This is a genomic window from Pseudomonas sp. S2_A05, from assembly GCF_054668485.1.
Genome location: NZ_CP162775.1, coordinates 1,397,354 through 1,424,207 on the forward strand (window position 1 = coordinate 1,397,354; position 26,854 = coordinate 1,424,207).

Genomic DNA, 26,854 nt, shown 5'->3' on the forward strand with positions numbered 1-26,854 from the left:
GAAAGGGCAGCGTACGGCGGCTGGCGTCGGCGAAGTTGGACGAAAGCCGCCTGCGTTTGGACAAATCCGGGCTTTTCGCCTCAGCGCACCTTCAGCTCGATGCGGTACAGACGTCCGAGCAACAACGAATAGGAGAGCGTGCCGATCAGCGCGACGCCGCCAATAAACCAGAAGGCATAGGCGAAGGTGCCGGTGGCGTGGACGATGGCGCCGATCACGATCGGCGTGACGATGCCGCCGATGTTCGCCGCCAGGCTGGTAATGCCGCCGGTGAGGCCGATCAGCTCTTTTGGCGCCACTTCCGATACCGCCGCCCACGATGAGGACGCGATGCCCTGGGCGAAGAAGGCGATGGTCAGCACGGCGATGCAGATCAGGTTGGAATCGGTGAAATTCACCAGCACGATCGACATGCCCAGCATCGAGCCAACCACCAGCGGCAACTTGCGCGCAAAGGACATCGAGTAGCCGCGACGGATCAGCAGGTCGGAAACGATGCCGGCCAGCAGAATCCCCACCGTGGCACCGACGAAGGGCAGCACGGCGAAGATCCCGGCCTTGATCATGGTCAGTTTGCGTTCTTCGATCAGGTAGGTCGGGAACCAGGTGAGGAAGAAGTACAGCGCCGAGGTGCTGGCGAATTTGCCGATGCAGATCGCCCAGATCTGCCGATAGCTGAACAGCTCGGCGATCTGCCGCCAGTTGAAACGGGTGCGCTCCTGGCTGCTCTTGACCAGGCCGCCGCCGGTTTCGATGTACTTCAATTCTTCCTGGCTGACTTTCTTGCAGTTCAGCGGATCGCGATACAGGTACAGCCACAGCACACCGAAGACGATGCCGAGTGCGCCGGTGCTGTAGAACACGTGGCGCCAGTCAAAAGTGGTCGCCAGCCACAACAGCGCGCCGGTGAACAGCGCCGTGCCGAGGTACTGACCGCACACGTAAATGCTGCTGGCCATCCCGCGTTCTCGCGCCGGGAACCACACCGTCACGGCGCGGCTGTTGGCCGGAAAAGCCGGGGCTTCCATGGCGCCGACCGCCAGGCGCAGGCCAAACAGCGAGGCAAATCCCGTGGCGAAACCTTGGCAAACGGTGACGGTCGACCAACTGATCAGCGATACGCCGTAGGTGAAACGCGAGCCAAATCGATCAGCGATGAAGCCGGCCGGCACCAGCGCCAGCGCATAGGTCCAGGCGAACGCGGAAAAAATCAGGCCCATCTCGATCTTGTCCAGGCCCAGGTCCTTGGCCATGAACGGCGCGGCGATCGAGATGTTCACCCGGTCGATGTAATTGATGATCGTCGCGATCAGCAGCAGCGACAGCATGAACCAGCGCCGCCGGGTAGGCAGACGCTGCGCCGAAACGGCATCGCGTGCACCGGCGATCACCGGCGGCACCGTGGCACTGGAAGAATGGGAGTTGGACATGCGGAGACCTCGTTATTGTTAGAAGAGTCGAGATTTTTCGAGCAGCCGATGCCGTTGCCCGCAACGTGTGGGGCAAGGCAATCGAACGGGTTGCAGCGCGGTTTTCAGACGTTCAGGAACGTCTTTCTGCGACTGATTTCAAGCGGAGGTCGGGCGGGGCGGCGAGGGGAAATAGCAGGATCATGACGTGCGCACCTTTGATTGTTTTTGAAAGAGGTTGGGCTGCGTTGGTCATTACAGTGGTCGTACAACGGTTCTAAATCAACCGATGGGTTAGAACGTTTTTTCTGAAAAAAGTGGATTTGGCGAACGTGTCCAAAAAGATAAATACGATTTGTCTTGAGAATAAAGATCAGGTTTAAAGCATAAATAACTGAAAAATAACGACTATCTCTACTTTTACGATAATGCGGTTTTTGGACAGGCTCATCGCGAGGCTTCTTTCAAAAAAGACGACGTCATCGTATGACTCGTTGCCGCCCACCGCACAACCCTGCAAGATGACGGGCGCCACCTCACTGCCCGGAGGACCTCCCGCCCATGTCTTCACCCAGCCGTATCCCGACCTACGTCATGCAGCAACGCAGCGAATTGACCGATTTCTACATTCGCGACAAAGGGTCGGCGCGCCGAAACCGCGCCTCACCGGCATGAGTATTTTCAAATCCAGATCAACCTCGGTGGCGACACCGTGCAGCACATCGGCAGCGTGCAACGGCCGTTCCCGCGCAACACTCTGGCGTTCATCCTGCCGCACCGCGTGCATGTGATTCCGCATCCCGCAGACAGCAATTTCATCGTCATCAATTTTTCCCAGACGTTCCTCTTGCCGCATCTACAGTGCGACCCGATGGATCTGGAAGAGGTGTCAATCCTGCTCGCGCCTGAACTGTCGCCGTTCCGCTTTCAGGAGCATCTGGATTTCATTTTGGGCGATGAGGATTTCGCTCAGGTCTGCGGCCTGATCGAGCAGATGCGCAGCCTTGATGAGAACCGTCAGTTCGGCACACGGGAAATGCTCAAGGGCTTGTTGTTGCAGATGATCGGCAGCGTGTGTTTTCTTTACGCCGAGCCGCTCAAGCGCCTGGCGGAAGAGAATGCCGCCGAGAACAGCCGTCGCGACGCCTTGAGCCGAATGTTCGAGTACTTGCGGAAGAACATCGCCGATCCTGATCTCAACCTGATCAAAGTCGCCGCTGCGACCTATCTGTCACCGACTTACCTGACGCACTGGCTGCGCAAGGAGATCGGCAAGACGTTCACCGAGCTGGTGCTGGAGCGGCGCATGCACGCGGCGCGCAATTTCCTCCTCAACAGCACGCGCTCGGTGGGCGAGGTCGCGCGGCTGTGTGGATTTGCTGATGAGGCCTATTTCTCTCGACGTTTTCGCCAGATTCATGGCCAGCCACCGGGGCAGTTTCGTCGCCGCCAGCTCAATCCGGATACGCCGCAGACACCACTGAATACTTAGAACGGCGCTCAGACCCATTTGAAGCGGGCAGGGAAGCGCGCCACGAAACAGGTGCCTGCCTCGCTGTCGGACGTCACGGTCAAGGTGCCGTTGTGCGCATTGGCAATTTGCCCGGCAATGTACAAGCCCAGCCCCAGCCCTTCATTGCGCTGACCGGCTTCGGAACGTGAGAACGGTTCAAACAGCAGCGGCATCAGCGCGGGTGGAATCGGCGCGCCCTGGTTGGTCAGCGAAATCACCATCTCATCGCCCTCGGCAAACGCCTTGAGCACGATCGGTTCGGCCGTAGAACCGTGGGTCACCGCGTTGCCCAGCAGATTCGACAACAACTGGCTGATGCGCAACGGGTCGCAATAGACCCCGGTCGGTACCCTCAAGCGAATCAATGAACTTCGCCTGCGGGTACGCCACCTGGATTTCTTCAAGGGTCTGGCGCAGCGTTTGCTGCAAGTCATCGACCAGTTTGCGTTGCACCGGAATCCCGCCGCCGAGCCGACCCCGGGCAAAGTCGAGGATGTTTTCGATCAGCACGCCCATGCGCACCGAACTGGTACGGATCGCCGATAGCAGCGTGCGCGAGCGCTTTGTCTTCGGCTTTGCTTTGCAGCAGATCGGCGCTCATGCGAATGGCGCTGAGCGGCGTACGCAAGTCATGGCCCAGCACCGCGATGAATTGCTCGCGCAGACGGCCCATTTCGTTGGCATCAGCCAGCGCGGTTTTGGTCGCGTGCAAATGGCCTTGGGTATCCAGGCTCATCGCAATCAGCTGGGCGAAGAGGGTGAGGGTCTTTTCGATGGCCGGGTCGTCGAGGTTCGCCGGAACCGAATCAATGGCGCAGAGTGTGCCGAAAAACTCGCCATCGGCCTTGATGATCGGAATCGAAATGTAGCTTTCCAGACCATAGGTTTTCGGCGTGTGGTGCGTGGAGAAAACCGGGTGCTGGCTGGCATGGCCGAAGATCACCGGCTGATGGTGCTGACGGATCTCATGACAAATCGTCGATTCCAGTACCAGTTCGCCGCCGGGCAACAGGCCGAAGTCTATCGAATCATCCACGGCGCAGGCGATCCACTTGCTCTCAGTGACCCGCGCTACGGCGGCGAAGCGCATGCCGGTCATGTGCTTGACCATGCTCAGGATCACCGGCACAGCGTCAATGCTGCCGATGGCCTGGAGGTCGGAGGAGAAATCTGTCTGGGGCATGGCCGGCGCTTCGCGAAAGTGTCGCCAGAGACTATCGGTAAACGCCGGACATGCCTAATGAACCTGCAAAAAAGGGCGCCGGGAAAACTCCCGGCGCTCTGTGTGGTGCTTGCTGAGCGCTATCGCCTCAGAACTTGTACTTGGCCGTCATCATGTAGCTGCGCGGGGTGCCGTAGTTATCGGTCGAGCCCCAGGTCACGTCGGTGCCGATGGAGGAATAGTACTTGCGGTCAAAGATGTTGTTGGCGTTGACCTGCAGGTCGAGGTGCTTGTTGACCTCGTAACCGGCCATCAGGTCGGTGACCGCGTAGCCGCCCTGTTCGAGACGATAGCTGCCGCCGTTGGCCAGAGCGATGTCGTTGTACATGCGGCTCTGCCAGTAGACGTTGCCGCCCACGCGCAGTTTTTCCAGCGGGCCTTTGAAGCGGTACACGGTGGAGACCTTGAACAGGTGCTCCGGCATGTCAGTGTCGAATTTCTGGTTATTGTTGGCCGGGTTTTCGTCCTTGATGTAGTGGGCGCGGGTGTAGGTGTAGCCGGCGCCGACTTGCCATTGCTCGGTCAGCGCACCTTGCAGTTCCATGTCCACGCCTTGGGCGCGAACTTTGCCGGAGGTTTCGTAGCAGGTCAGTTCCGGGCAGCCGAGCTGGGTCGCCGCCTGGGTGGCGCGGTTGGTCTGGTCCATCTGGAACACCGCCACGCTGCCGTTCAGCGCGCCGTTGAAATATTCGCCCTTGATTCCGACTTCGTAGTTTTCACCGACGATCGGCTCGAGCACTTTGCCGCCGAGGTCCTTCTGGGTTTGCGGGGTGAAGATATCGGTGTAGCTGGCGTAGACCGAATGATGGTCATCGAGTTTGTAGATCAGGCCGGCGTAACGGGTCAGGTTGCGCGTGACCTTGAAGTCGCCGTCGGCACTGCGATCGTCGTAGTCATACCAGTCCAGGCGGCTGCCGAGGATCAACGTCAGCGGGTCGGCCAGGCTCAAGCGCGTGGTCAGGTAAACCGCGTCCTGGGTGGTGACGTTACGCGACTTGCCACTGCGCACGAAGTCAGGCTTGGGCGCGGCGATCGGCAGACCTGTGTCGTAGGGCGAGTATTCCTTGGTGGTGGCGTCGTACACGCGGTTGCTGGCGCCGACTACCAATTCGTGGGTACGGCCGAACGCTTCGAACGGGCCGCTGGCGAAACCATCAAAGGCGCGTTGCTTGTCGGTGTGGTGCGATTGGTAGGCGGTGGTTTCCAGCGGGCCGTCGTAGCGCGACAGGTACGTGCCGGAGAATTCACCCTCGAGGGTCGACGTCGAGCCGCCGAGGTGCAGTTTCCAGTCATTGGCGAAACGGTGTTCGACTTCACCGAACACGGTGTCGACCTGCAGCTTGCGGTTTTCCCAATCGGTGCCCGGGTAGGTGGAGCGGGGCAGGTCGAGGTGGTGGCCGTTTTCGCCGATCGGCAGGCCGCCCCAGAAATAGTTGGTCTGATCGTTTTGCCGCGAGAAGCCGAGGGTCGCGGTGGTGCTGTCACTCAGGTCGGCTTCACCGATGGCGTAGAACAGGCCGTGATCGTTTTCCTCCTTGTCGCGGAAGCTGTCGGCGCCCTGATACGACGTCACCACCCGGCCACGCAGGGTGCCGCTGTCGTTCAGCGGGCTGGAGGCATCGACTTCACCACGGTAGTCATCCCAGCTGCCGGCGGCGCCAGTGAGGGTCACGCGCTGATCGGCGGTTGGACGCTTGCGGACCATGTTGATCGCCGCCGACGGGTTGCCGGCACCGGTGACCAGGCCGGTCGCGCCACGAACGATTTCCACCCGGTCGAACATCGCCAGGTTCGGCTGCACCGCCAGGGTGAACGGCGAATACGAGCTGGGCAGGCCGTCGTACATGATGTTGTCGATGTCGAAACCGCGCGCCTTGTAAGTCTGCCGGCCCGGGCCGCTGGCCTCGCTGAGGAACAGCCCCGGCGTACCGCGCACCACGTCGTTGACGCTGGTCATGTTCTGGTCGTCCATGCGCTGACGGGTGATCACCGTCACCGCCTGCGGCGTTTCGCGCATGGTCAGCGACAGCTTGGTCGCGGTCTGCATCGGGCCGGTGGTGTAGGACTGCGTGTCTTCGGTGGTGCTGCTCATCTGCGTGGCGCCGATTTCGGTCGCTTGCAGTTCCAGCGGGCCATTGGTGGGCGCAGTGGCTGCGGTTTCTTCAGCCAACGCAGGAGCGATGCTGGCCATGCCGATGGCGATTGCGAGGAGGTTAGGTGAAAGGTTCGAGCGACGGTGAATGGTGTGAAACGACATCTATCTGCTTCCCCAAGATTTACCCAAACGAAACTAATGCGAGTGCATGTAAGAATTATTCGCATTAGTATGTCGGAAGTTACCGGGGGAATAAACCCGTACGAGTCAGTTAGTTAATGATTTTTTCACAATTGGATTCGATGGCCTTCTGACGCAAATGGGAGCGAGCCTGCTCGCGAAGGCGGTGTGTCATTCATCAGATGCGTTGTCTGATACTCCGCTTTCGCGAGCAGGCTCGCTCCCACAGGGTTATGCGGTTTTTTTGAAATCAGTCCAGATCCTTCGCCTCATGCCGCTCCGGCACCTGACTGTCTTCATCACCCCAGGTGCGATTCACTCGCTGCCCACGGATGACCGCTGGCCGCTTGGCGATTTCTTCGGCCCAGCGCTGCACATGGCTGTACTCATGAGCGGCGAGAAATTCCGCCGCCGAGTAAACGTTGTTGCGCACCAGTTGCCCATACCAGGGCCATACGGCGATATCGGCGATGGTGTAATCGTCGCCGGCCAGATAGGCGTTGTCGGCGAGACGGCGGTTGAGCACATCCAGCTGCCGTTTGGCTTCCATGGTGAAGCGGTTGATCGGGTATTCGAGCTTCTCCGGCGCATACGCGTAGAAGTGCCCGAAACCGCCGCCCAGGTACGGCGCCGAGCCCATTTGCCAGAACAGCCAGTTGAGGGTTTCGGTACGACCGGCCGGATCCTTGGGCAGCAACGCGCCGAACTTTTCCGCGAGATACAGCAGGATCGAGCCGGATTCGAACACCCGGATCGGTGGCTCGACGCTGCGATCCAGCAGCGCCGGGATTTTCGAGTTCGGGTTGACCTCGACAAAACCGCTGGAGAATTGATCGCCTTCGCCAATGCGGATCAGCCACGCATCGTATTCGGCCTCGCTGTGCCCGAGTGCGAGCAACTCTTCGAGCATGATGGTGACCTTGACGCCGTTGGGCGTGGCCAGCGAATACAGTTGCAGCGGATGCTTGCCGACCGGCAGCTCTTTGTCATGGGTCGGCCCGGCGATCGGCCGGTTGATGCTGGCGAAGTGGCCGCCGGACGGGGCTTCGTGTTTCCAGACCTTGGGCGGAACGTAAGACGCATTGCTCATGAAACGGACCTCGTCGATGCTGGGAGAGAACAGGTAGACACCGTAGGGAAAATTTCCGGCGGGTGCCAGCGGTGAGTGCGGTTATTCATATTGAATGATGTAAACCGATCTGCCGCCTTCGCGAGCAGGCTCGCTCCCACAGGGTATGTATTGGACAGAGAAACAGGGTTCACCCGTATTCATTGTGGGAGCGAGCCTGCTCGCGAAAGCGTCGGCAGGGTCGCCGCGCCTAATGGCTCCAATACCGCCCAACCGCACCCCCGACTCCCTGCACCGGATCTGTCTCAGGAAACGCCAGCCCCTCGATCCGCGCCAACTGCGCACCACTTGGCGCGGCCCGGCAAATATCCGCCTGCTGCCCCGGCGGATAAGCACCCACCACGAGAAAATCCTCACTCGAGCCCAGATTGCAATGCCCGGTTCCGGCCGGCAGCAACAACACATCCCCGGCACTGACGTCGACGACTTGCCCATCAGGCCCGCCCAACATCAACCGCGCCTGACCGGCCGCCACGCCAAGCACTTCGTGGCCTTCAGTGTGATAGTGGTGATAGTCATAAATGCCGTAGCGCCACTGCGCCGGCCAGCCATTGGCGCCGAAGGTCTGCTCGAAGCGCGCCGCGGGATCGTCGCCTTCAACGGCAACCGCGCTGCGGTAGATCAGCACTGGCAGACGCGGATTGTTCGGCACCCAGTCATTGCGTTGAAGCAGCAGGGTTTGTACTTCAGTCATGGCCCATCCTCCTTCGATCATTTCTCAATCGACCACAGAGCAGGGCGCACGCCTCAAAAAATCATTGCCGCGCAAACACGGCGCCGATGTTGATGCCCGGAAAATCCAGCGAAACTTCATCGCGCACCGGGCTGTCCAGACCCTTACATGTCCATGCAGCGGTAAATGGCGAGGGTCAAGATGACGATGACAGTAGGTGATTTTCTGGTTGAGCGGCTCAGCGAATGGGGCGTGACGCGGATTTTTGGCTATCCAGGGGATGGCATCAACGGCGTGTTCGGCGCCATGAGCCGGACCAAAGGCAAGATCGAATTCGTTCAGGCACGGCACGAGGAAATGGCTGCGTTCATGGCCTCGGCCCACGCCAAGTTCACCGGCGAGCTGGGCGTGTGCATCGCCACCTCCGGTCCCGGCGCTTCGCACCTGATCACCGGCCTCTACGATGCGCGCATGGACCACATGCCGGTGCTGGCCATTGTCGGTCAGCAGGCGCGGACGGCGCTGGGCAGTCACTACCAGCAGGAGCTGGATCTGGTGTCGATGTTCAAGGATGTCGCCGGGGCTTTTGTGCAGCAGGCTTCGGCGCCGTCGCAAGTGCGCCATCTGCTTGATCGTGCGGTGCGTACTGCGGTCGGCGAGCGCCGCGTCACCGCGCTGATTCTGCCCAATGACTTGCAGGATCTGCCTTACGAACAACCGGCGCGCGCCCATGGCACCGCGCATTCCGGCGTCGGCTACAGCAAGCCGAAAGTCGTTCCTTATGCAGCCGATCTGCAACGCGCCGCCGAGGTACTGAACAGCGGCGAGAAAGTCGCGATTCTGGTCGGTGCCGGTGCGCTGGAGGCGACCGATCTGGTCATCGCCGTGGCGGAAAAACTTGGCGCCGGTGTCGCCAAGGCTCTGCTCGGCAAAGCGGCACTCCCCGATGACTTGCAGTGGGTGACCGGCAGCATCGGCCTGCTTGGCACCGAGCCCAGCTACAAGCTGATGAGCGAATGCGACACCTTGCTGATGATCGGTTCGGGCTTCCCGTATTCCGAGTTTCTGCCCAAGGAAGGCCAGGCGCGCGGGGTTCAAATCGATCTGCAGCCGGACATGCTCAGCCTGCGTTATCCGATGGAGGTCAATCTGGTCGGTGATTCAGCGGAAACTCTTGCCGCGTTGCTGCCATTGCTGGAACAGAAAACCTCGAACAAATGGCGCAAGAAGATCGAAGGCTGGCGCAGCAGCTGGGAGAAAACCCTGGAAAAACGCGCCATGGCCAAAGCCGATCCGGTCAACCCGCAACGAGTGGTCTACGAGTTGTCACCGCGCTTGCCTGAGCAGGCAATCATCACCAGCGATTCCGGCTCTTGCGCCAACTGGTTCGCCCGTGACCTGAAAATCCGTCGCGGCATGAAATGCTCGTTGTCCGGTGGTCTGGCCTCGATGGGCGCGGCGGTGCCGTATGCGATCGCGGCGAAATTTGCCTACCCGGAACGCCCGGTCATTGCCCTGGTCGGCGATGGCGCGATGCAGATGAACAACATGGCCGAGCTGATCACCGTCGCCAAATACTGGCGGCAATGGCAGAGCCCGAAATGGATCTGCGCGGTGTTCAACAACGAGGATCTCAACCAGGTTACCTGGGAGCAGCGGGTGATGGAGGGCGATCCGAAGTTCGAAGCGTCGCAGAGCATTCCCGATGTGCCGTATCACCTGTTCGCGATCTCCATTGGCCTCAAGGGCATTTTTGTTGATCGTGAAGAAGAGGTCGCCGCTGCGTGGGAACAGGCACTCGCCTCGGAAGTGCCGGTGCTGATCGAGTTCAAAACCGACCCGAACGTGCCGCCGCTGCCGCCGCACATCAAGCTTGAGCAAGCGAAGAAGTTCGCCACGACCCTGCTCAAGGGTGATCCGGATGAAGCCGGGGTGATTGTGCAGACCGCCAAGCAGGTGCTCGGCGCCGTGTTGCCCGGGAAAAAATGACGGTGGGCGCTTGAACGAGCCAGCGATCTTTATCGGTTGCGCCGGCTGGAGTCTCGGCCGCGAGCACTGGCCGGCATTCCCCGCCGAGGGCACGCACCTGCAACGCTACGCCGCGCGCTTCAACTGTGTGGAGATCAACAGCTCGTTCTACCGCCCGCATCGGCGTCAGACCTACGAGCGCTGGGCTGATTCGGTGGCGCCGGACTTTCGCTTCGCCGTGAAAGTGCCGAAGCTCATCACCCATGAACAGCGGCTGGCGGACAGCGCGGCCGCGCTCGATGAGTTTCTCGGACAGTGCCGGGCTTGGGTGATCGACTCGGCTGCCTGCTGGTGCAACTGCCACCGAAACTTGCTTTCGATGCTCCGGTGGCCGAGGCGTTTTTTCGTGCCCTGCGCGAGCGGTACAAAGGCAGTGTGGTGCTTGAGCCACGACACGAATCGTGGACTGAGGCAGAGGCAATGCTGGTGGATTTGCAGATTGCCCAGGCAGTGGTCGATCCCTCGCGGATCAGCAGCGACACCGCGCCGGGTGGATGGCAAGGCCTGCAGTATTGGCGCCTGCACGGCTCGCCACGGATTTATCACAGCGCTTATGAAGCGGCTTATCTGCAACAGCTCGCTCAGAACCTGCGGCGCGCGAAGGCCGACGGCAGAGACATCTGGTGCATCTTCGACAACACCGCCAGCGGTGCCGCCACCGCCGATGCGCTGGCATTGAGGGCGTTGATCGAAGGCGGTGAACGCTGAACGACGACGCTCTCGTTACCCACACAAACGATCCGGCTACAGGTAAACTCCGCGCACTTTTTCAAGGAGTTCACATGAGTTACTACCAGCCGGGCATTCTCGCTACCCTGTTCCTGCGCAAGCACGTCATCTGTTTTTCGCCCTGGCGTCGGTTGAAGCCTTGCCGCAAGCGATCGACAACCTGCTGATGCTGGTGGATGGCAAGTCGGCGGTGGTTGGCTTTGGTGAGTCGTTGACCAAGGCGCTGAATGTCGAAATCGCTGGCCTGCGCAGCTTCCCGGCGCTGACCGGCGTTGGCGTGAATAACCCGTCGACCCAGCATGCCCTGTGGATCTGGCTGCACGGTGTCGACCGTGGTGAGCTGCTCAACCGCTGCAACGCTATCGAAGCCGCGCTGGCCCCGGCCTTGCGTCTGGTCGAGATGCAGGAAGCCTTCCGCCACATGGAGGGCCATGACCTCACCGGTTACGAAGACGGCACGGAAAACCCCCACGATGACGCCGCTGTGGCTGCCGCGCTGCTGAGCTCCGGCGCGGACGGGCTGGTCGGTGGCAGCTTCGCCGCGATCCAGCAATGGCAGCACGATCTCAAGGGTTTTCATCGCCTGTCTGCCGGGGCCAAGGACGACATCATGGGGCGGCGCTTGAGCGATAACGAAGAAATCGACGACGCGCCGATCTCCGCCCACGTGAAACGCACCGCGCAGGAAAGCTTCGCGCCGGAAGCGTTCGTGGTGCGCCGTTCGATGCCGTGGATCGAAGGCGATCGTGCCGGTTTGATGTTCCTCGCCTTCGGCTTTTCGCTGGATGCCTTCGAAGCACAGCTGCGGCGCATGAGCGGTCTGGAGGACGGTATTGCCGATGGCTTGTATCAGATCAGCCGACCAATCACCGGCGGCTACTACTGGTGCCCGCCGCTCAAGGACGGACGCCTTGATCTGCGCGCGTTGCGCATCGGCTGAGGACTGAAGATGAACGTGGTGCGCTGGGGCATGATCGGTTGCGGTAGCGTCGCTGAACGCAAGAGCGGGCCGGCCTTTTACAAGGCGCCCGGTTCGGCGCTGATTGCGGTAATGGGCCGTCGCCTCGAAGCGGTGACCGACTACGCTGCGCGCCACGGCATTAGTCGCGTCTACACCGATGTCGATGCGCTGATCAACGATCCCGAGGTGGACGCGGTGTACATCGCCACGCCGCCCGACAGCCACCATGCCTACAGCCTGAAAGTCGCCGCCGCCGGCAAGCATTGCTGCGTGGAAAAGCCCATGGCGCTCAACGCCGGGCAAAGCCGCGAGATGCAGCAAGCGTTTGTCGCTGCCGGTCTGCACTTGTTCGTCTCGTATTACCGCCGCTCGCTACCGCGCTTTGCCCAGGTGCGGCATTGGCTGGAGGAGGGCCGCATCGGTGATGTCCGGCATATGAGCTGGACGCTGACCAAAGCGCCGTCGCCGGCTGATCTTGAGGGTCGCGATAATTGGCGCACCGACCCTGCGGTGGCTGGCGGCGGCTACTTTGCCGACCTGGCCAGCCATGGCCTGGACCTGTTCCAGTATCTGCTTGGCGACATCGTTGAGGTCGCCGGTTTCACCGCGCGTCAGGCGGGTCTGTACGCCGCCGAAGATGCGGTCAGCGCCACGTGGCGGTTCGCTTCCGGAGCGCTGGGCATGGGCTGCTGGAACTTTGTTGCGGACCGCCGTGAGGATCGCGTCGAGATTATCGGCAGCAAAGGGCGGATCGGGTTTTCGGTGTTTGATGAACATCCGGTGCAGCTGTTTGCCGACGAGCAGATCAGCCTGGAAATCGCCCACCATGAGCATATCCAGTGGCATCACGTGCTGGGGATGAATGCGCATATTCGTGGTGATTCACAGCATCCCGCCGTGGCCGAGCAAGCCGTCAAGACCGACTGGGTCATGGACCGGATACTCAAACGCTGAATAGCTCACGATCCCCTGTGGGAGCGAGCCTGCTCGCGAAAGCATTCTGTCAGTCAGTATCTTGGGTGACTGACACACCGCTTTCGCGAGCAGGCTCGCTCCCACAGGTTTTGCCGGCGCAACACGCATCTAAGGTTATGCCCAAACAGTATTTCTCAACCTCGGCATCACATCTCTAAGATCACGTCATAACTCGTTATGACAAGTGATCCCGTGATGACCGATAACGTTCTCTCCCTCAGTAGCGTTCCGCTGCACACCCAACTGCGCGACGTTCTGCGTGCGCGGATTCTCGACGGTGAATACCCGCAAGACAGTCAAATGCCTTCCGAAAGCGAACTCGGTGCGCTGTTCAAAGTCAGCCGCATCACCGTGCGCCAGGCCTTGGGCGATCTGCAGAAAGAAGGGCTGATCTTCAAAATCCATGGCAAGGGCACCTTCGTCGCCAAGCCGAAAACCTTTCAGAACGTCAGCAGCCTGCAAGGCCTCGCCGAGTCGATGACCGGGCGCGGTTATGAAGTGATCAACCGCCTGCGCAGTTTCAAATTCATTCCGGCCGACAAGCGTGTGGCCGAGCGTCTGCAGGTGGCCGAGGGTGAAATCGTCGCGCAGATCAAACGCGTGCGCCTGATCAACCGCGAGCCGATCTCGCTGGAAATCACCTACCTGCCCAAAGACGTCGGCGAGCGGCTGGAGAAGGCCGATCTGGTCACTCGCGACATCTTTCTGATTCTGGAAAACGACTGCGGCATCGCCCTCGGCCACGCCGATCTGGCCATCGATGCGGTGCTGGCCGACAGCGACCTGACCCAGGCACTCAGCGTCGAAGCGGGCTCGCCGATCATGCGCATCGAGCGCCTGACCCACGATGCCCACGGCCAGCCGCTGGACTTCGAACATCTTTATTACCGTGGCGATGCGTTCCAGTACCGCCTGCGGATCGACCGGCAAAAAGGGGAGCAGGCATGACCCGCAACGTTCTAGAACAGGAATACGACATCGTCGTGATTGGCGGCGGTACGGCCGGGCCGATGGCGGCGATCAAGGCCAAAGAGAAGAACCGCGATTTGCGCGTTTTGCTGGTCGACAAGGCCAACGTCAAGCGCAGCGGCGCGATCAGCATGGGCATGGACGGCCTGAACAACGCGATCATCCCCGGCCACTCGACGCCAGAGCAGTACACCAAGGAAATCACCATCGCCAACGACGGCATCGTCAATCAGGCGGCGGTCTACGCCTATGCGACGCACAGTTGTGAAACCATCGAACAACTCGACCGCTGGGGCGTGAAGTTCGAGAAAGACGAGACCGGTGACTACGCGGTAAAAAAGGTCCACCACATGGGCGCCTATGTGCTGCCGATGCCGGAAGGGCACGACATCAAGAAAGTCCTGTATCGGCAGTTGAAACGTGCGCGGGTGAGCATCACCAATCGCCTGGTATGCACGCGTTTGTTGACCGACGAGGAGGGCGCGATCAACGGAGTGATGGGCTTCGATTGCCGCACCGCCGACTTCCATGTGATCAAGGCCAAAGCAGTGATTCTCGCCTGCGGCGCGGCCGGGCGCCTCGGCCTGCCGTCGTCGGGCTACCTGATGGGCACCTACGAAAACCCGACCAATGCGGGCGACGGCTACGCGATGGCCTATCACGCCGGCGCCGAACTGGCCAATCTCGAGTGCTTTCAGATCAACCCGTTGATCAAGGATTACAACGGCCCGGCCTGTGCCTACGTCACCGGCCCGCTGGGTGGCTACACCGCCAACAACAAGGGCGAACGCTTCATCGAGTGCGACTACTGGAGCGGGCAGATGATGTGGGAATTCCATCAGGAACTGGAGAGCGGCAACGGTCCGGTGTTCCTCAAACTCGATCACCTGGCCGAGGAAACCATCCAGAACATCGAGGAAATCCTGCACAGCAATGAGCGCCCGAGCCGTGGCCAGTTCCACGCCAACCGTGGCACCGACTACCGCACGCAGATGGTTGAAATGCACATTTCGGAAATCGGCTTTTGCAGCGGCCACTCGGCGTCCGGCGTGTGGGTCAACGAGCGTGCCGAGACTTCAGTGAAAGGCTTGTATTCGGCCGGCGACATGGCTGCGGTGCCGCACAATTACATGCTTGGCGCGTTCACTTACGGCTGGTTCGCCGGGCACAACGCCGCAGACTTTGTCGCCGGCCGCGAGTTTTCCGCACTGGACAGCGAGCAGATCGCCAAGGAAAAAGCCCGGGTCTACGCGCCGCTCGACCGCGAACACGGCCTGCCACCGGCGCAGGTGGAATACAAGCTGCGCCGCTTCGTCAACGACTACCTGCAACCGCCGAAAGTGACCAAGAAGATGCAGATCGGCCTGCAGCGTTTCAGCGACATCGAACGCGATCTTGAGCAGATGAAAGCCAACAACGCTCACGAACTGATGCGAGCGATGGAAACCAGCGTGATCCGCGACTGCGCCGAAATGGCCGCCCGCGCGTCGTTGTTCCGCGCCGAAAGCCGCTGGGGCTTGTACCACTATCGCGTCGATCACCCGCAACGCAACGACGCCGAGTGGTTCTGCCATTGCCATCTGAAGAAGGGCGAGGACGGCCAGATGACCAGTTTCAAGAAAGCCGTCGAGCCTTACATCATTCCGCTCGATGCCGAGGAAATGCAGGCCTATGACTGCCTGCGGGTCGGCGCCTTCGCCGCTTGATGCATCACTAGAAAGAGAGTCCGAACCATGGCTTATCAAGCTCAGGAAATCTTCTTCCGCTCCAACGCCCCGGTCACCGTGGACGAGGACAAATGCATCGCCGAAAAGGGCTGCACCGTGTGCGTCGACGTCTGCCCGATGGACCTGCTGGCGATCAACCCGGCCACGCAAAAGGCCTACATGGCGTTCGATGAATGCTGGTACTGCATGCCGTGCGAGAAGGATTGCCCGACTGGGGCGGTGAAGGTCGACATCCCCTATTTGTTGCGTTGACCCCAAATCCATTGTGGGAGCGAGCCTGCTCGCGAAAGCAATCGTTCGTTCAACAATGATGGTGACTGACCCGCCGCCTTCGCGAGCAGGCTCGCTCCCACATTGCAATTGTGATTATCCAATAGCCATCCGGTGAACCCCGGACGCTGAATGCAAAACACCCCTCGTTTCCCACCGCGCCCCGATCGCGGCGGAGACGAACTTCAAACAAATGATTCGAGGGGAAACACTCATGTTGCGTGCAGCACTTGCCGGTCTGGTACTGGCTTCATTCACCTTGTCGGCCTCGGCCGAAACCATCCGCATCGCCATCGGCACTCAGGACACCACCATCAACTGCGCCGCCGGTGGCCTGTTGATCAGGGAACTGGGGCTGCTGGAAAAATACCTGCCCCACGATGGCGCCTACAAAGACGCGAAGTACGACGTGCAATGGAAGAATTTCACCAGTGGCGCGCCGCTGACCAACGAGATGGTCGCCGGCAAGCTCGACTTTGGCGCCATGGCCGATTTCCCCGGTGCGTTCAATGGTGTGGCGTTCGAAACAGCGGGCAAGCACAGCCTGTTCATCAGCGTGCTGTCGGGCAGCATCAAGGGCAGCGGCAATGGCATCGTCGTGCCGAGCGCTTCGTCGGTGCAAAGCCTGAGCGAACTCAAGGGCAAGACCATTTCGGTGCCGTTCGCCTCGACGGCTCACGGCATGTTGCTGCGTGCCGTGGCAGAGCAGGGCTGGGACCCGCTCAAGGATGTCAACATCATCGCCCAGCCACCGGAAGTCGCTGGCTCGGCATTGCAGGCCGGCAAGATCGACGCCCACGCCGATTTCGTGCCGTTCGCCGAGCTGTTCCCGAGCCGTGGTTTCGCCCGCAAGATCTACGACGGCGCCCAGGCCAACGCGCCGACTTTCCATGGCGCACTGGTGGATCAGGCCTACGCCGGAAGTACCCGGAAATCGTCGTCGCCTATTTGCGCGCGAGCATCGAAGCCAACCAACTGCTTGCCGCCGAACCCGAGAAGTACAGCGAACTGATCGCCAAAGTCACCGGGGTCGATGCCGAGGTCAACTACCTGTTTCACGGCCCGCTCGGCGTACAGACCCGCGACCTGAGCTGGAAACCTGAATACCGCCAGGCTGTCGGTACCGCCATCGATACCTTGAAGCTGCTGAAGAAAGCCGATCGCGGGCTCGACCTGAACAACTTCATCGACGACCAGTACATCCGCGCCGCCTTCAAGGCTGCGAACCTCGATTACACCGCGCAACTGGCCAACTACGCGCAGACGCCATTGCCGGGCGTGGATGCGGCGACGGGCAATGCCATCACCGACGTCAGCCATGTCGCGGAAATCTGGGTGCGCGGTGAGGAAAAAGTCCGCCGTTATGGCTCGGCTGAAGCGGCGTTCACCGCGCTGGCGGGGTTGAAGCAGGAGGGCAGGAACATTCGTGCGGTGTATGCGCAGGCCAGTGACAGCGGGATCAAGTTGCTCGCCGAACAAGCGTGGTTTGCCAGCGACGCCAAGGGCCGACTCAGCGCATTTCTGCTCAAGGGCCAGGCCCAGCAATACGCTGCGGCGCAGGGTGGCAAGGTGTTCGACTTTAGCGATGCCACTGCGCAGGTTGTTGCTGCGCGCTGAAGATCAAAAGCCCCTCACCCTAACCCTCTCCCAAAGGGAGAGGGGACTGACCGAGTTGTTGGTGAGAGATACGCCGACGTGAAGTACCGAGTCGAACTGAGGTCTGCAAGCGCTGAAGATCAAAAGCCCCTCACCCTAACCCTCTCCCGGAGGGGAGAGGGGACTGACCGAGTTGTTGGTGAGAGATACGCCGACGTGAATTACCGAGTCGAACTGAGGTCTGCAAGCGCTGAGATCAAAAGCCCCTCACCCTAACCCTCTCCCGGAGGGAGAGGGGACTGACCGAGTTGTTGGTGAGAGATACGCCGACGTGAAATATCGAGTCGAACTCAGGTCGTGAAAAGCACGCAAATCGGCTCCCTTTCCCCCTCGCCCCCTCGGGGAGAGGGCTGGGGTGAGGGGGTAAATCTCAGCCATCACACAGAACCCGAACTGGAAACCGGACTATGAAAACACCGTTGCGCTGGACATCAAGAGCCGCCTCACTGCTGCTCTGCCTGCTCTTCTGGCAACTCGCCGCCAGCCACCACTGGAACCTCGGCCTGGTGACCTTTGCCAACGTGCCGACGCCACTGGCGGTGATCGAAGCCGCGCTGGGCCTGGGCGACTCCGGCAAACTCTGGCAGCACCTGAGCAGCAGCCTCGGCCGGGTCTTCGCCGGTTACGTGGCGGCGTTGATCCTCGGCATCGCCCTGGGCCTGGCCATCGGCCGTTCGAAATGGGCTGAAGACATTCTGCTGCCACCACTGGAGGTCCTGCGCCCGATCCCCGCCGTGGCGTGGATTCCGCTGGCGATCCTGATGTTTCCGTCCTCGGAGTTGTCGATGGTTTTCATCACCTTCACTGGCGCGCTGTTCCCGATCCTGCTCAACACCGTGCACGGCGTTGAAGCTGTAGACCCGCGCCTGATCGCTTCGGCAAAGAGCCTCGGGGCAGGGCGTCGGGCGATTCTGCTGGAAGTAATCCTGCCGGGCGCTGCGCCGAGCATCATCACTGGCCTGGCGATCGGCATGGGCACGTCGTGGTTCTGTCTGGTGACGGCGGAAATGATCTCCGGGCAGTTCGGCATCGGTTACTACACCTGGGAGTCCTACACCATTCAGAACTACGCCGACAATGTCGTCGGCATGCTCCTGATCGGCGTGTTGGGCATGGGCAGCAGTTGGCTGATCAAACGCCTGGGCGGCTTGTTCACGCCTTGGCATCGACCGCGAGGCAAAGCCTGATGAGCGTGATGCAAACCCCGGAAGGGCGGATCGACATCCGCCAATTGTCCATCGTCCTCGGCCAGGGCCGCGAAGCCTTCGAAGCGGTGCAGGGCCTCGATTGCCAGATCGAATCCGGCCAGTTCGTGTGCATTCTCGGCCCGTCCGGTTGCGGCAAGTCGACCTTGCTCGGCGCCCTGGCCGGACACTTGAATGCCAGTACCGGCAGCTTGAAAGTCGACGGCAGCGCGGTGACCGGCCCGTCGCCGCAGCGCGGCATGGTGTTTCAGCACCACACGCTGTTCCCGTGGCGCACGGTGCGCGACAACGTCGCCTTCGGCCTGAAGATGCGCGGGGTCGGCAAGGCTGAGCGCCATCGCGCCGCTGACGACATTCTCAAACTGGTCGGCCTCGACGGCTTTGCCGAGCGTTGGCCCGATCAGCTCTCCGGGGGCATGCAGCAGCGGGTAGAAATCGCCCGGGTGCTGGTCAATCGCCCGCGACTGTTGCTGATGGACGAACCGTTCGGCGCGCTGGATGCGCTGACCCGTCTGAACATGCAGGAACTGCTGCTGGACATCTGGACGCGCATCCGCACCACGGTGGTTTTCGTCACCCACGACATTGACGAGGCGCTGTTTCTAGCCGATCGCTTGTTGGTGATGAGCGCGCGACCGGGGCGAATCATCGAAGATTTGCCTCTGGACTTTCCGCGTCCGCGCACCAGCGAACTGGTGACCAGCCCGGAATTCGCTCGCCTCAAGCGCCACTGCCTCGACCTGCTGCGCCACGACAACGACCGACCGCTGCCGCGCCTCAATCCGCTCGGCCTGCCTCCTGAAAACCCTTTGCCGCGATTTGCCTTATGACCTCTATTTTTGCTGTGACCGACAACGATGAAATCCGCGCCCTGCATCCGCGCCTGACGGCTGAAGACGCTGGCGTGCGGCGCATTGCCCTGATCGATCTGGCCGATCTCGAAGAACCGGATGGCTTGCTCTGGCTGGTTGATCGACTTCGTCAGGATCCTGCCGAGGATGTTCGCGCTGAAGCTGCGCGATTGCTTGAAGCGTGGGAGGACGATGCGGTCGTGCAAGCCTTGTGCGAAGCGCTGACGGATACGTCGCCCGCTGTGCAATCGGCAGCGGCGCAAAGCCTGAGCCTGCTCAAGACTGCAGCGGCGGGGCGCGTGATTCTGCCGTGGACCGAACATGCCGATGTCAGTGTGCGCATCGCCGCATTTCGGGCGTTGCGAGAATTGCGCTTTGCCGAGGCCGCGCCGGCTGCCGTCGCGGCATTGGAGGATGCCGATGCTCATGTTCGGCGCGAAGCGGTTGGCGTGCTCGGCTGGCTCAAACAGCTCGACGCGCTGCCAGCCTTGGCGCGCCTGGCCAGCGACGACCCGGACACCGAAGTGCGCCGCGCCGCGACCGGTGCGCTGGGTCTGGCCAGTGGCGCCGAAGTGTTGCCGGCGCTGAGCCAGGCCTTGCACGACCCCGCCTGGCAAGTGCGCGAAGAAGCCGCGACGACACTGGGCAAGGTTGGCCACAGCGACGCCGGCCCGACCTTGGTCGAAGCGCTGAGCGATGATTACTGGCAAGTGCGCCTGCGCGCCGCTCGCAGCCTTGGCCGCTTGCGTTTCGTCCCGGCGCTGGACGCGCTGATCGACACCCTCGGCCACCGCATCAGCAACCTGCGCAAGGAGGCCGCGCTGGCGCTTGGAGAGTTGAACGATCGCGGCGCCGTGGCCGCGTTGCAGGCAGCGCAGGACGACGGCGACCCGGAAGTGCGCAAAGCCGTGCGCATCGCGTTGAGTCAGCTGCAATGACTCCGCTGTCGGTGGGCAACTCGCAGAGTGAGCGCACGTTACACCTGAGCTGGCCGGACGGGCGCGAATCGCTGCTCAAGCATGCCGATCTGCGCCGGCAATGCCCTTGCTCGCAATGCCGCGCATTTCGCCTGCGCGGTGTCACGCCGCTGGTTGATGATCGCGTGCGCCTGATCGAACTCAACCCGCAGGGTTATGGTGTGCAACTGGTGTTCAGCGACGGGCATCAACGCGGGATTTATCCGTGGGAGTACCTGGCGCAACTGGCTTCCTGACCTTATCCGATGATCGTTCCCATGCTCCGCGTGGGAATGCAGCCCGTGACGCTCCGCGTCACTGGACGCGGAGCGTCCCTTGAGGCATTCCCACGCAGAGCGTGGGAACGATCAGATCGCAGCCTTCGGCAGCTGCTTGCGTCGGCTTGCGCCGACTGGCGGTTCTTGTCAGGCATTTCCCACAGGAGTACAAATGTACTCCATGACCAATCTGACTCCCCGCCGTACCGCCATTCTGACCTTTATCCGCGATCGCATCGCCGAGCACGGTCAGCCCCCAAGCCTCGCTGAAATCAGCGAGGCTTTTGGTTTTGCCTCGCGCAGCGTGGCGCGCAAGCATGTGCTGGCGCTCACGGAAGCCGGTTTCATCGAGGTCAACCCGCATCAGGCCAGGGGCATTCGTTTGCTCGGCCAGCCATCGCGTCCGGAGCTGCTGGAGATCCCCGTACTCGGTCGTGTGGCCGCCGGCGCGCCGATTGGCGCCGATGCCGATATCCATAACCGTTTGCTGCTCGACCCGGCGCTGTTCTCCCGCACCCCGGATTACATGCTGCGGGTGCAGGGCGACTCGATGATCGAAGACGGCATTCTCGATGGCGATCTGGTCGGTGTGCGGCGCAATCCCGAGGCGCTGAACGGCCAGATCGTCGTTGCGCGTCTGGACGGTGAAGTCACCATCAAACGCTTCGAACGGGTCGGGGATGAAGTGCGCCTGCTGCCGCGCAACCCGGCGTACAAGCCGATTGTCGTGCGTGATGATCAGGATCTGGCCATTGAAGGCGTGTTCTGTGGTCTGGTGAGGCAAGGCTGATGGGCGCCGTCGTTGCGTTGGATACGCTGTTCAATGGCGGCCAGGTCTGGCGCGGCAGGCCTGCGCCACCGGCGGCGAGTCCGCAGCCGACCGGGCATGCGGGACTGGACGCAGCTCTGCCCAGCGGCGGCTGGCCGGAAGCGGCGCTGAGCGAAATCCTTCTCGCCGGCCCTGGTGTCGGCGAGCTGCAACTGGTCTGGCCAACCCTGGCGCGATTGTCCGCGGCCGGTGAGCGCATCGTGCTGGTGGCGCCGCCGTTCGTGCCGTACCCGCAGGCCTGGGCCAATGCCGGGGTCGATTTGCGCCAGTTGTCGGTGATTCAGGCCAGCGAACGCGATGCCTTGTGGGCGGCGGAGCAGTGTCTGCGCTCGGGCAGTTGCGGCGCGGTGCTGTGCTGGCCGAACAAGGCCGACGACCGGGCTTTGCGGCGTTTGCAGGTAGCGGCGGAAACCGGCCAGACCCTGGCCTTTGCCTGGCGCCCGTTGAGCGAGGCGGTCAACCCGTCACCGGCAGCGTTGCGCATAGCCATCGATGCCAAACCGGCGCAACTCCGCGTACTCAAATGCCGTGGCGGGCTGGCGCGTGCGGCGCCGATTGCCTTTGCCGTGGGGCACTGATCGTCATGCGCTGGGTATGTATTCTCTTTCCGCAACTGGCCCTCGACGCTGTGCTGCGTCAGCGGCCCGACCCTGAAGAGCCGTTGGTGCTGCTCAGCGGTCCGGCCCAACGCCGAGTGCTGCAAGCGGTAAATCCGGCGGCGCGCAAACTCGGCCTGCGCCCCGGCATGTCGATGACCGCCGCGCAAGCCATGAGCAAAGGCTTTGCCACCGCCGATTACGAGGTGGCCGAGGTCGAGCACTGGCAGCAGTTTCTCGCCGCGTGGGCCTATCGCTTCAGCGCGCAGGTCAGCGTGCATTACCCGCGTACCGTGGTGTTCGAGATCGAATCCAGCCTCGGACTGTTCGGTACCTGGCCGCAATTTGAAGCTCGCCTGCGCCAGGAATTGAAAGATCTGGGCTTTCGCCATCGCATCGTCGCCGCGCCGAACCCGGTGGCGGCACGAGTGCTGGCCAATGCCTACGATGGCCTGGTGGTGCCGGACAGCGAAGCCTTGCAGCATCATCTCGGGCAATTGCCGGTTGATCGTGTGGGGCTGGAGCCGAATGTCGCCACGGCGTTGTCGCGCATGGGCCTGCGCAATCTCAGTCAGGTGCAAAGCCTGCCACGCCAGGCACTGGCCCGGCGTTTCGAAGCGCAGATGCTCAAGCACCTCGACACGCTGTTCGGCGCACGCCCGCTGGCGCTGGCGTTCTATCTGCCGCCAGACCGTTTCGATATCCGCATCGAACTGAATTTCGACGTGCAATCCCATCAAGCCTTGCTGTTCCCGTTACGGCGCTTGACCGGCGACCTGTCGGCGTTCCTCTGTGGGCGCGACAGTGGCGTGCAGCGTTTTGACCTGCATCTGGAACACGCAGGGCTGCCGGACACGGTGATCAAGGTCGGCCTGCTCAGTGCCGAGCGTGACGCGGCGATGCTGTTTGAACTGGCCCGTGGCCGGCTGGAGCAAGTCCAGGTCGAGGCGCCGGTGCGTGGTTTTCGCTTGCGCGCCGAAGACCTGCCGAGTTTCGTTCCGCAGTATCAGGAACTGTTCGACGACCGCCCGCAGCAGACCTTGCCCTGGGAGCAATTGCGCGAACGTCTGCGCGCACGGCTGGGTGATGACGCGGTGCAGGGCTTGCGCTTTCAGGCCGATCATCGCCCCGAGTGCGCGTGGCAGAATGGCGTCGACAAACAGCCTTGCACAGGTTTGCCCAGCGTCCAGCGCCCGGGCTGGCTGCTCAACGAACCGCAGAGCGTGCCGGAAGGTTCGGCGCGGATTCTCATGGGGCCGGAGCGCATCGAATCCGGTTGGTGGGACGGTGGCGACGTGCGGCGTGATTACTACCTGATCCAGAACCGCGCCGGTCAGCAGGGCTGGGCCTGGCGCGCTGTGGGTGAGGGCGGCCCGCTGTGGCTGCAAGGCTGGTTCGCATGAGTGCCGATTACGCCGAACTGCATTGCCTGTCGAATTTCAGTTTCCAGCGCGGAGCCTCCAGCGCGCTGGAGCTGTTTCAGCGGGCGAAAAAGCACGGCTATCAGGCGCTGGCGATCACCGACGAATGTACCCTGGCCGGCATCGTTCGTGCGTGGCAAGCGGCAAAGTCCGTCGAGTTGCCGCTGATCATCGGCAGCGAGGTGCGCATCGACAACGGCCCGAAACTGGTACTGCTGGTGGAAAACCTTGCTGGTTATCAGGCCCTGTGCGGCTTGATCACCCAGGCCCGGCGGCGTACGCAGAAAGGGCAGTATCAGGTGCTGCGCGAAGACTTCGCCGAAGCGCTGCCGGGTTTGCTGGTGTTGTGGGTGCCGGATTCAGTGGATGACCGGGAAGAAGGGCGCTGGCTGAAACAAACCTTCGGCGACCGCCTGTGGCTCACGGTGCAACTGCATCGCGGGCAGAACGATCAGCAGCGGCTCGCGGCATTGTTGGCTCTGGCGGCTGAGCTGCAGACTCCAGCCGTGGCCAGCGGCGATGTGCACATGCATGCCCGGGGGCGCCGTGCCTTGCAGGACACCATGACCGCGATCCGTCATCACGTCCCCGTGGCCGAAGCGGGTCTGCGCCTGCATCCCAATGGCGAGCGGCATTTGCGTTGCCTTGATGTGCTGCGCGAATTGTATCCGCCGGCCTTGCTCGAGGAATCGGTCAACCTGGCCCAGCGCTGCACCTTCGATCTGAGCGAGCTGCGCTATCAATATCCGAAAGAGCTGGTGCCCAAGGGCCACAATGCCAGTTCCTGGTTGCGTCATCTGACCGAGGAGGGCATTGCCTGGCGCTGGCCGAAAGGGCCTCAGGCCAAGGTGCTCAAGCAGATCGATGACGAGCTGCAATTGATCGCTGAACTCGGCTACGAAAGCTACTTCCTCACCGTGCACGACGTGGTGCGCTTTGCCCGCACGCAGAACATCCTCTGTCAGGGCCGTGGTTCGGCCGCCAACTCGGCGGTGTGTTTTGCCCTGGGCATCACCGAGATCGATCCGGATCGTACTACGCTGCTGTTCGAACGCTTCATGTCCAAAGAGCGCAACGAGCCGCCGGACATCGATGTCGATTTCGAGCACGAGCGCCGCGAGGAAGTCCTGCAATACGTGTTCAACCGTTATGGCCGGCGGCGTGCGGCGCTGACCGCGGTGGTCAGCACCTATCACGCCACCGGTGCCGTGCGCGATGTGGCCAAGGCCCTCGGCCTGCCACCGGATCAGATCAACGCGCTGGCCGATTGCTGCGGGCGCTGGAGCGATGAAACGCCGCCGCTGGAACGTTTGCGTGAAGGTGGCTTCGACCCGGACAGTCCGGTGCTGCGCCGGGTGCTGAGCCTGACCGGGCAACTGATCGGCTTCCCCGGCACCTGTCGCAGCATCCCGGTGGTTTCGTGATTTCCGAGCAGCCGCTGGACACCTTGGTGCCGGTCGAAAACGCGGCAATGGCCGACCGCACCATCATTCAATGGGACAAGGACGACCTCGATGCGGTCGGCCTGCTCAAGGTGGATATTCTCGCCTTGGGTATGCTCAGTGCGATTCGCCGCTGCTTCGACCTGCTGCGCCGGCATCGTGATCTGAACCTGACGCTCGCGACGATCCCCGCCGAAGACAAACCGACCTACGCAATGATCAGCCGCGCCGATACCGTCGGTGTGTTTCAGATCGAGTCGCGGGCGCAGATGTCGATGCTGCCGCGCCTGAAACCGCAGACGTTCTACGATCTGGTGATTGAAGTGGCGATCGTCCGCCCGGGGCCGATTCAGGGCGGCATGGTTCATCCCTACCTGCGCCGACGTAACAAGGAAGAGGCGGAAACCTATCCGTCGCCAGCGCTCGAAGTCGTACTCAAAAGAACCCTGGGCGTGCCGCTGTTTCAGGAACAGGTCATGCAGATCGCCATCGTCGCTGCCGACTACAGCCCCGGCGAGGCCGATCAGTTGCGCCGTTCGATGGCGGCGTGGAAGCGCCATGGCGGACTGGAGCCGCACAAGGAGCGCCTCGCCGCCGGCATGAAAAAGAACGGCTACACACCGGAATTCGCTGCGCAGATCTTCGAGCAGATAAAAGGCTTCGGCAGTTATGGCTTCCCCGAATCCCACGCCGCCAGTTTCGCCTTGCTGACCTACGCCAGTTGCTGGCTGAAATGCCACGAGCCGGCGGCGTTCGCCTGTGCATTGATCAACAGTTGGCCGATGGGCTTTTACAGCCCGGACCAGATTCTGCAGGACGCGCGGCGGCACCAATTGCAGATCCGTCCGGTGGACGTGCGCGCCAGCGACTGGGATTGCAGCCTCGAACCGTTGAGTGCCGGGCAACCGGCGATTCGCATGGGCCTGCGCATGATCAAGGGATTTCGCGAAGAGGACGCACGGCGCATCGAAGCCGCGCGCCGACACGGGGCGTTTGCCGATGTCGCTGACCTGGGTGAGCGCGCCGCCCTCGACAGTCGTGCGCAGGCCTTGCTGGCAGACTCCGGCGCCTTGCGCGGTCTGGCCGGGCATCGTCATCGTGCGCGTTGGGAAGTAGCCGGGGTGCAGAAACAACTCGGCCTGTTCGCCGGCCTGCCCAACGAAGAGGAAGTCAAAATCGTCCTGCCCAAACCCAGCGTTGGCGAAGACCTGCATGCTGATTACTCGACCGTGGGGACGACGCTGGGGCCGCATCCACTGGCGTTGTTGCGTGGCGAGTTGCAGGCCCGGCGTTGCCGCAGCTCGCGGGAATTGATGGATATCGAACATGGCCGGCCGGTCAGCTTGGCCGGTCTGGTCACCGGCCGACAGCGCCCCGGTACGGCCAGCGGCGTGACGTTCGTGACCCTGGAAGACGAGTTCGGCAACGTCAACGTGGTGGTCTGGCGTGACCTGGCCGAGCGGCAGCGCCAAGTGCTGGTGGGGTCGCAATTGCTCAAGGTCGACGGCCGCTGGGAACGCGAAGGTGATGTGCGCCACCTGATCGCCGGGCGCATGAGCGACCTGAGCCCGCTGCTCAACGGCATTCATGTGCAGAGCCGGGATTTCCACTGAGCCTTGTGGGAAAGAGCTTGCTCGCGAAAGCGCAGTCTGAGGCAATGACGATGTTGACTGTGCCGCCGCCTTCGCGAGCAAGCTCGCTCCCACAGGGATTTTGGTTGCAATGAAGATGGTCGATCTG

18 protein-coding genes and 5 pseudogenes are annotated in these 26,854 nt (G+C 61.8%); 17 read left to right on the plus strand and 6 right to left on the minus strand.

The window, feature by feature from the left end; all coding sequences use genetic code 11:
- Nucleotides 1–80: 80 nt before the first annotated feature.
- Nucleotides 81–1,430, minus strand: coding sequence for an MFS transporter (locus AB4O12_RS06405; protein ID WP_056785134.1), 1,350 nt, complete (start codon nt 1,428–1,430; stop codon nt 81–83).
- Nucleotides 1,431–1,970: 540 nt separating this feature from the next.
- On the opposite strand from AB4O12_RS06405, the pseudogene AB4O12_RS06410 reads away from it, so the two are divergent.
- Nucleotides 1,971–2,901: pseudogene (locus AB4O12_RS06410) on the plus strand (helix-turn-helix transcriptional regulator).
- An 8-nt stretch (nt 2,902–2,909) separates the two neighbouring features.
- Here the strand turns inward: AB4O12_RS06410 and AB4O12_RS06415 are convergent.
- From AB4O12_RS06415 to AB4O12_RS06435, 5 genes are all read right to left on the minus strand, one after another.
- Nucleotides 2,910–3,287 (minus strand): sensor histidine kinase, encoded by a 378-nt coding sequence (locus tag AB4O12_RS06415; RefSeq protein ID WP_460060892.1) that lies wholly within the window; start codon nt 3,285–3,287, stop codon nt 2,910–2,912.
- Between the two features lie 65 nt (nt 3,288–3,352).
- Complete coding sequence (locus AB4O12_RS06420; protein WP_460060894.1) at nt 3,353–4,105, minus strand: GAF domain-containing protein; 753 nt, start codon at nt 4,103–4,105, stop codon at nt 3,353–3,355.
- A gap of 127 nt (nt 4,106–4,232) precedes the next feature.
- The gene (locus tag AB4O12_RS06425; protein ID WP_460060896.1) at nt 4,233–6,401 is read right to left on the minus strand and encodes a TonB-dependent siderophore receptor; all 2,169 of its coding nucleotides are present in this window, start codon (nt 6,399–6,401) and stop codon (nt 4,233–4,235) included.
- Between the two features lie 268 nt (nt 6,402–6,669).
- On the minus strand, nt 6,670–7,509 hold the full coding sequence (gene yghU, locus AB4O12_RS06430) for a glutathione-dependent disulfide-bond oxidoreductase (protein ID WP_460060898.1): 840 nt from the start codon (nt 7,507–7,509) through the stop codon (nt 6,670–6,672).
- A gap of 229 nt (nt 7,510–7,738) precedes the next feature.
- Nucleotides 7,739–8,242 (minus strand): cupin, encoded by a 504-nt coding sequence (locus tag AB4O12_RS06435; protein ID WP_460060900.1) that lies wholly within the window; start codon nt 8,240–8,242, stop codon nt 7,739–7,741.
- 180 nt (nt 8,243–8,422) lie between these two features.
- Here AB4O12_RS06435 and AB4O12_RS06440 point away from each other — a divergent pair, with 180 nt between their 5' ends.
- The 16 genes and pseudogenes from AB4O12_RS06440 (at nt 8,423) to AB4O12_RS06515 (ending at nt 26,727) form a co-directional block, all read left to right on the plus strand.
- Entirely contained in the window at nt 8,423–10,210 is a 1,788-nt protein-coding gene (locus AB4O12_RS06440) for a thiamine pyrophosphate-requiring protein (protein WP_056785147.1), read from the plus strand.
- 10 nt (nt 10,211–10,220) lie between these two features.
- Nucleotides 10,221–10,957, plus strand: a pseudogene (locus AB4O12_RS06445) (DUF72 domain-containing protein).
- A gap of 74 nt (nt 10,958–11,031) precedes the next feature.
- Nucleotides 11,032–11,918, plus strand: a pseudogene (locus AB4O12_RS06450) (Dyp-type peroxidase).
- A gap of 9 nt (nt 11,919–11,927) precedes the next feature.
- Complete coding sequence (locus AB4O12_RS06455; protein WP_442101731.1) at nt 11,928–12,893, plus strand: Gfo/Idh/MocA family protein; 966 nt, start codon at nt 11,928–11,930, stop codon at nt 12,891–12,893.
- Between the two features lie 216 nt (nt 12,894–13,109).
- Nucleotides 13,110–13,862: a GntR family transcriptional regulator gene (locus AB4O12_RS06460; RefSeq protein ID WP_056785156.1), complete on the plus strand. Its 753-nt coding sequence runs from the start codon at nt 13,110–13,112 to the stop codon at nt 13,860–13,862.
- Nucleotides 13,859–15,589: a fumarate reductase/succinate dehydrogenase flavoprotein subunit gene (locus AB4O12_RS06465; RefSeq protein WP_460060903.1), complete on the plus strand. Its 1,731-nt coding sequence runs from the start codon at nt 13,859–13,861 to the stop codon at nt 15,587–15,589. Before AB4O12_RS06460 ends, AB4O12_RS06465 begins: the two co-directional genes overlap by 4 nt.
- 27 nt (nt 15,590–15,616) lie before the next feature.
- The gene (locus AB4O12_RS06470) at nt 15,617–15,862 is read left to right on the plus strand and encodes a 4Fe-4S dicluster domain-containing protein (RefSeq protein ID WP_003225615.1); all 246 of its coding nucleotides are present in this window, start codon (nt 15,617–15,619) and stop codon (nt 15,860–15,862) included.
- A gap of 211 nt (nt 15,863–16,073) precedes the next feature.
- A pseudogene (locus AB4O12_RS06475) lies at nt 16,074–17,497 on the plus strand (ABC transporter substrate-binding protein).
- Between the two features lie 446 nt (nt 17,498–17,943).
- A complete protein-coding gene (locus AB4O12_RS06480) occupies nt 17,944–18,723 on the plus strand; it encodes an ABC transporter permease (RefSeq protein WP_460060906.1) in 780 nt (259 codons plus the stop codon).
- Nucleotides 18,723–19,571: an ABC transporter ATP-binding protein gene (locus tag AB4O12_RS06485; RefSeq protein WP_460060909.1), complete on the plus strand. Its 849-nt coding sequence runs from the start codon at nt 18,723–18,725 to the stop codon at nt 19,569–19,571. Before AB4O12_RS06480 ends, AB4O12_RS06485 begins: the two co-directional genes overlap by 1 nt.
- Nucleotides 19,568–20,530, plus strand: coding sequence for a HEAT repeat domain-containing protein (locus AB4O12_RS06490; protein WP_460060911.1), 963 nt, complete (start codon nt 19,568–19,570; stop codon nt 20,528–20,530). Before AB4O12_RS06485 ends, AB4O12_RS06490 begins: the two co-directional genes overlap by 4 nt.
- Nucleotides 20,527–20,805, plus strand: coding sequence for a DUF971 domain-containing protein (locus AB4O12_RS06495; RefSeq protein WP_122708003.1), 279 nt, complete (start codon nt 20,527–20,529; stop codon nt 20,803–20,805). The genes AB4O12_RS06490 and AB4O12_RS06495 overlap by 4 nt, the downstream gene beginning before the upstream one ends.
- 193 nt (nt 20,806–20,998) lie before the next feature.
- Nucleotides 20,999–21,616, plus strand: a complete 618-nt coding sequence (gene lexA, locus AB4O12_RS06500; RefSeq protein WP_041478675.1) for a transcriptional repressor LexA — start codon at nt 20,999–21,001, stop codon at nt 21,614–21,616.
- Complete coding sequence (imuA, locus tag AB4O12_RS06505; RefSeq protein WP_041478676.1) at nt 21,616–22,233, plus strand: translesion DNA synthesis-associated protein ImuA; 618 nt, start codon at nt 21,616–21,618, stop codon at nt 22,231–22,233. The genes lexA and imuA overlap by 1 nt, the downstream gene beginning before the upstream one ends.
- A 5-nt stretch (nt 22,234–22,238) precedes the next feature.
- The gene (locus AB4O12_RS06510; RefSeq protein WP_095179720.1) at nt 22,239–23,654 is read left to right on the plus strand and encodes a Y-family DNA polymerase; all 1,416 of its coding nucleotides are present in this window, start codon (nt 22,239–22,241) and stop codon (nt 23,652–23,654) included.
- A pseudogene (locus tag AB4O12_RS06515) lies at nt 23,651–26,727 on the plus strand (error-prone DNA polymerase). The gene AB4O12_RS06510 and the pseudogene AB4O12_RS06515 overlap by 4 nt, the downstream one beginning before the upstream one ends.
- The last annotated feature ends 127 nt before the right edge of the window (nt 26,728–26,854 follow it).

Excerpts from the sequence above, each read along its gene's own strand:
- AB4O12_RS06495 (WP_122708003.1), top strand. The coding sequence starts at position 20,527 with ATGACTCCGCTGTCGGTGGGCAACTCGCAGAGTGAGCGCACGTTACAC.
- AB4O12_RS06440 (WP_056785147.1), top strand. The coding sequence starts at position 8,423 with ATGACGATGACAGTAGGTGATTTTCTGGTTGAGCGGCTCAGCGAATGG.
- AB4O12_RS06455 (WP_442101731.1), top strand. The coding sequence starts at position 11,928 with ATGAACGTGGTGCGCTGGGGCATGATCGGTTGCGGTAGCGTCGCTGAA.
- AB4O12_RS06490 (WP_460060911.1), top strand. The coding sequence starts at position 19,568 with ATGACCTCTATTTTTGCTGTGACCGACAACGATGAAATCCGCGCCCTG.
- yghU (WP_460060898.1), bottom strand. The coding sequence starts at position 7,509 with ATGAGCAATGCGTCTTACGTTCCGCCCAAGGTCTGGAAACACGAAGCC.
- lexA (WP_041478675.1), top strand. The coding sequence starts at position 20,999 with ATGTACTCCATGACCAATCTGACTCCCCGCCGTACCGCCATTCTGACC.
- AB4O12_RS06465 (WP_460060903.1), top strand. The coding sequence starts at position 13,859 with ATGACCCGCAACGTTCTAGAACAGGAATACGACATCGTCGTGATTGGC.
- AB4O12_RS06485 (WP_460060909.1), top strand. The coding sequence starts at position 18,723 with ATGAGCGTGATGCAAACCCCGGAAGGGCGGATCGACATCCGCCAATTG.
- AB4O12_RS06435 (WP_460060900.1), bottom strand. The coding sequence starts at position 8,242 with ATGACTGAAGTACAAACCCTGCTGCTTCAACGCAATGACTGGGTGCCG.
- AB4O12_RS06460 (WP_056785156.1), top strand. The coding sequence starts at position 13,110 with ATGACCGATAACGTTCTCTCCCTCAGTAGCGTTCCGCTGCACACCCAA.
- AB4O12_RS06470 (WP_003225615.1), top strand. The coding sequence starts at position 15,617 with ATGGCTTATCAAGCTCAGGAAATCTTCTTCCGCTCCAACGCCCCGGTC.
- imuA (WP_041478676.1), top strand. The coding sequence starts at position 21,616 with ATGGGCGCCGTCGTTGCGTTGGATACGCTGTTCAATGGCGGCCAGGTC.
- AB4O12_RS06420 (WP_460060894.1), bottom strand. The coding sequence starts at position 4,105 with ATGCCCCAGACAGATTTCTCCTCCGACCTCCAGGCCATCGGCAGCATT.
- AB4O12_RS06480 (WP_460060906.1), top strand. The coding sequence starts at position 17,944 with ATGAAAACACCGTTGCGCTGGACATCAAGAGCCGCCTCACTGCTGCTC.
- AB4O12_RS06425 (WP_460060896.1), bottom strand. The coding sequence starts at position 6,401 with ATGTCGTTTCACACCATTCACCGTCGCTCGAACCTTTCACCTAACCTC.
- AB4O12_RS06510 (WP_095179720.1), top strand. The coding sequence starts at position 22,239 with ATGCGCTGGGTATGTATTCTCTTTCCGCAACTGGCCCTCGACGCTGTG.
- AB4O12_RS06405 (WP_056785134.1), bottom strand. The coding sequence starts at position 1,430 with ATGTCCAACTCCCATTCTTCCAGTGCCACGGTGCCGCCGGTGATCGCC.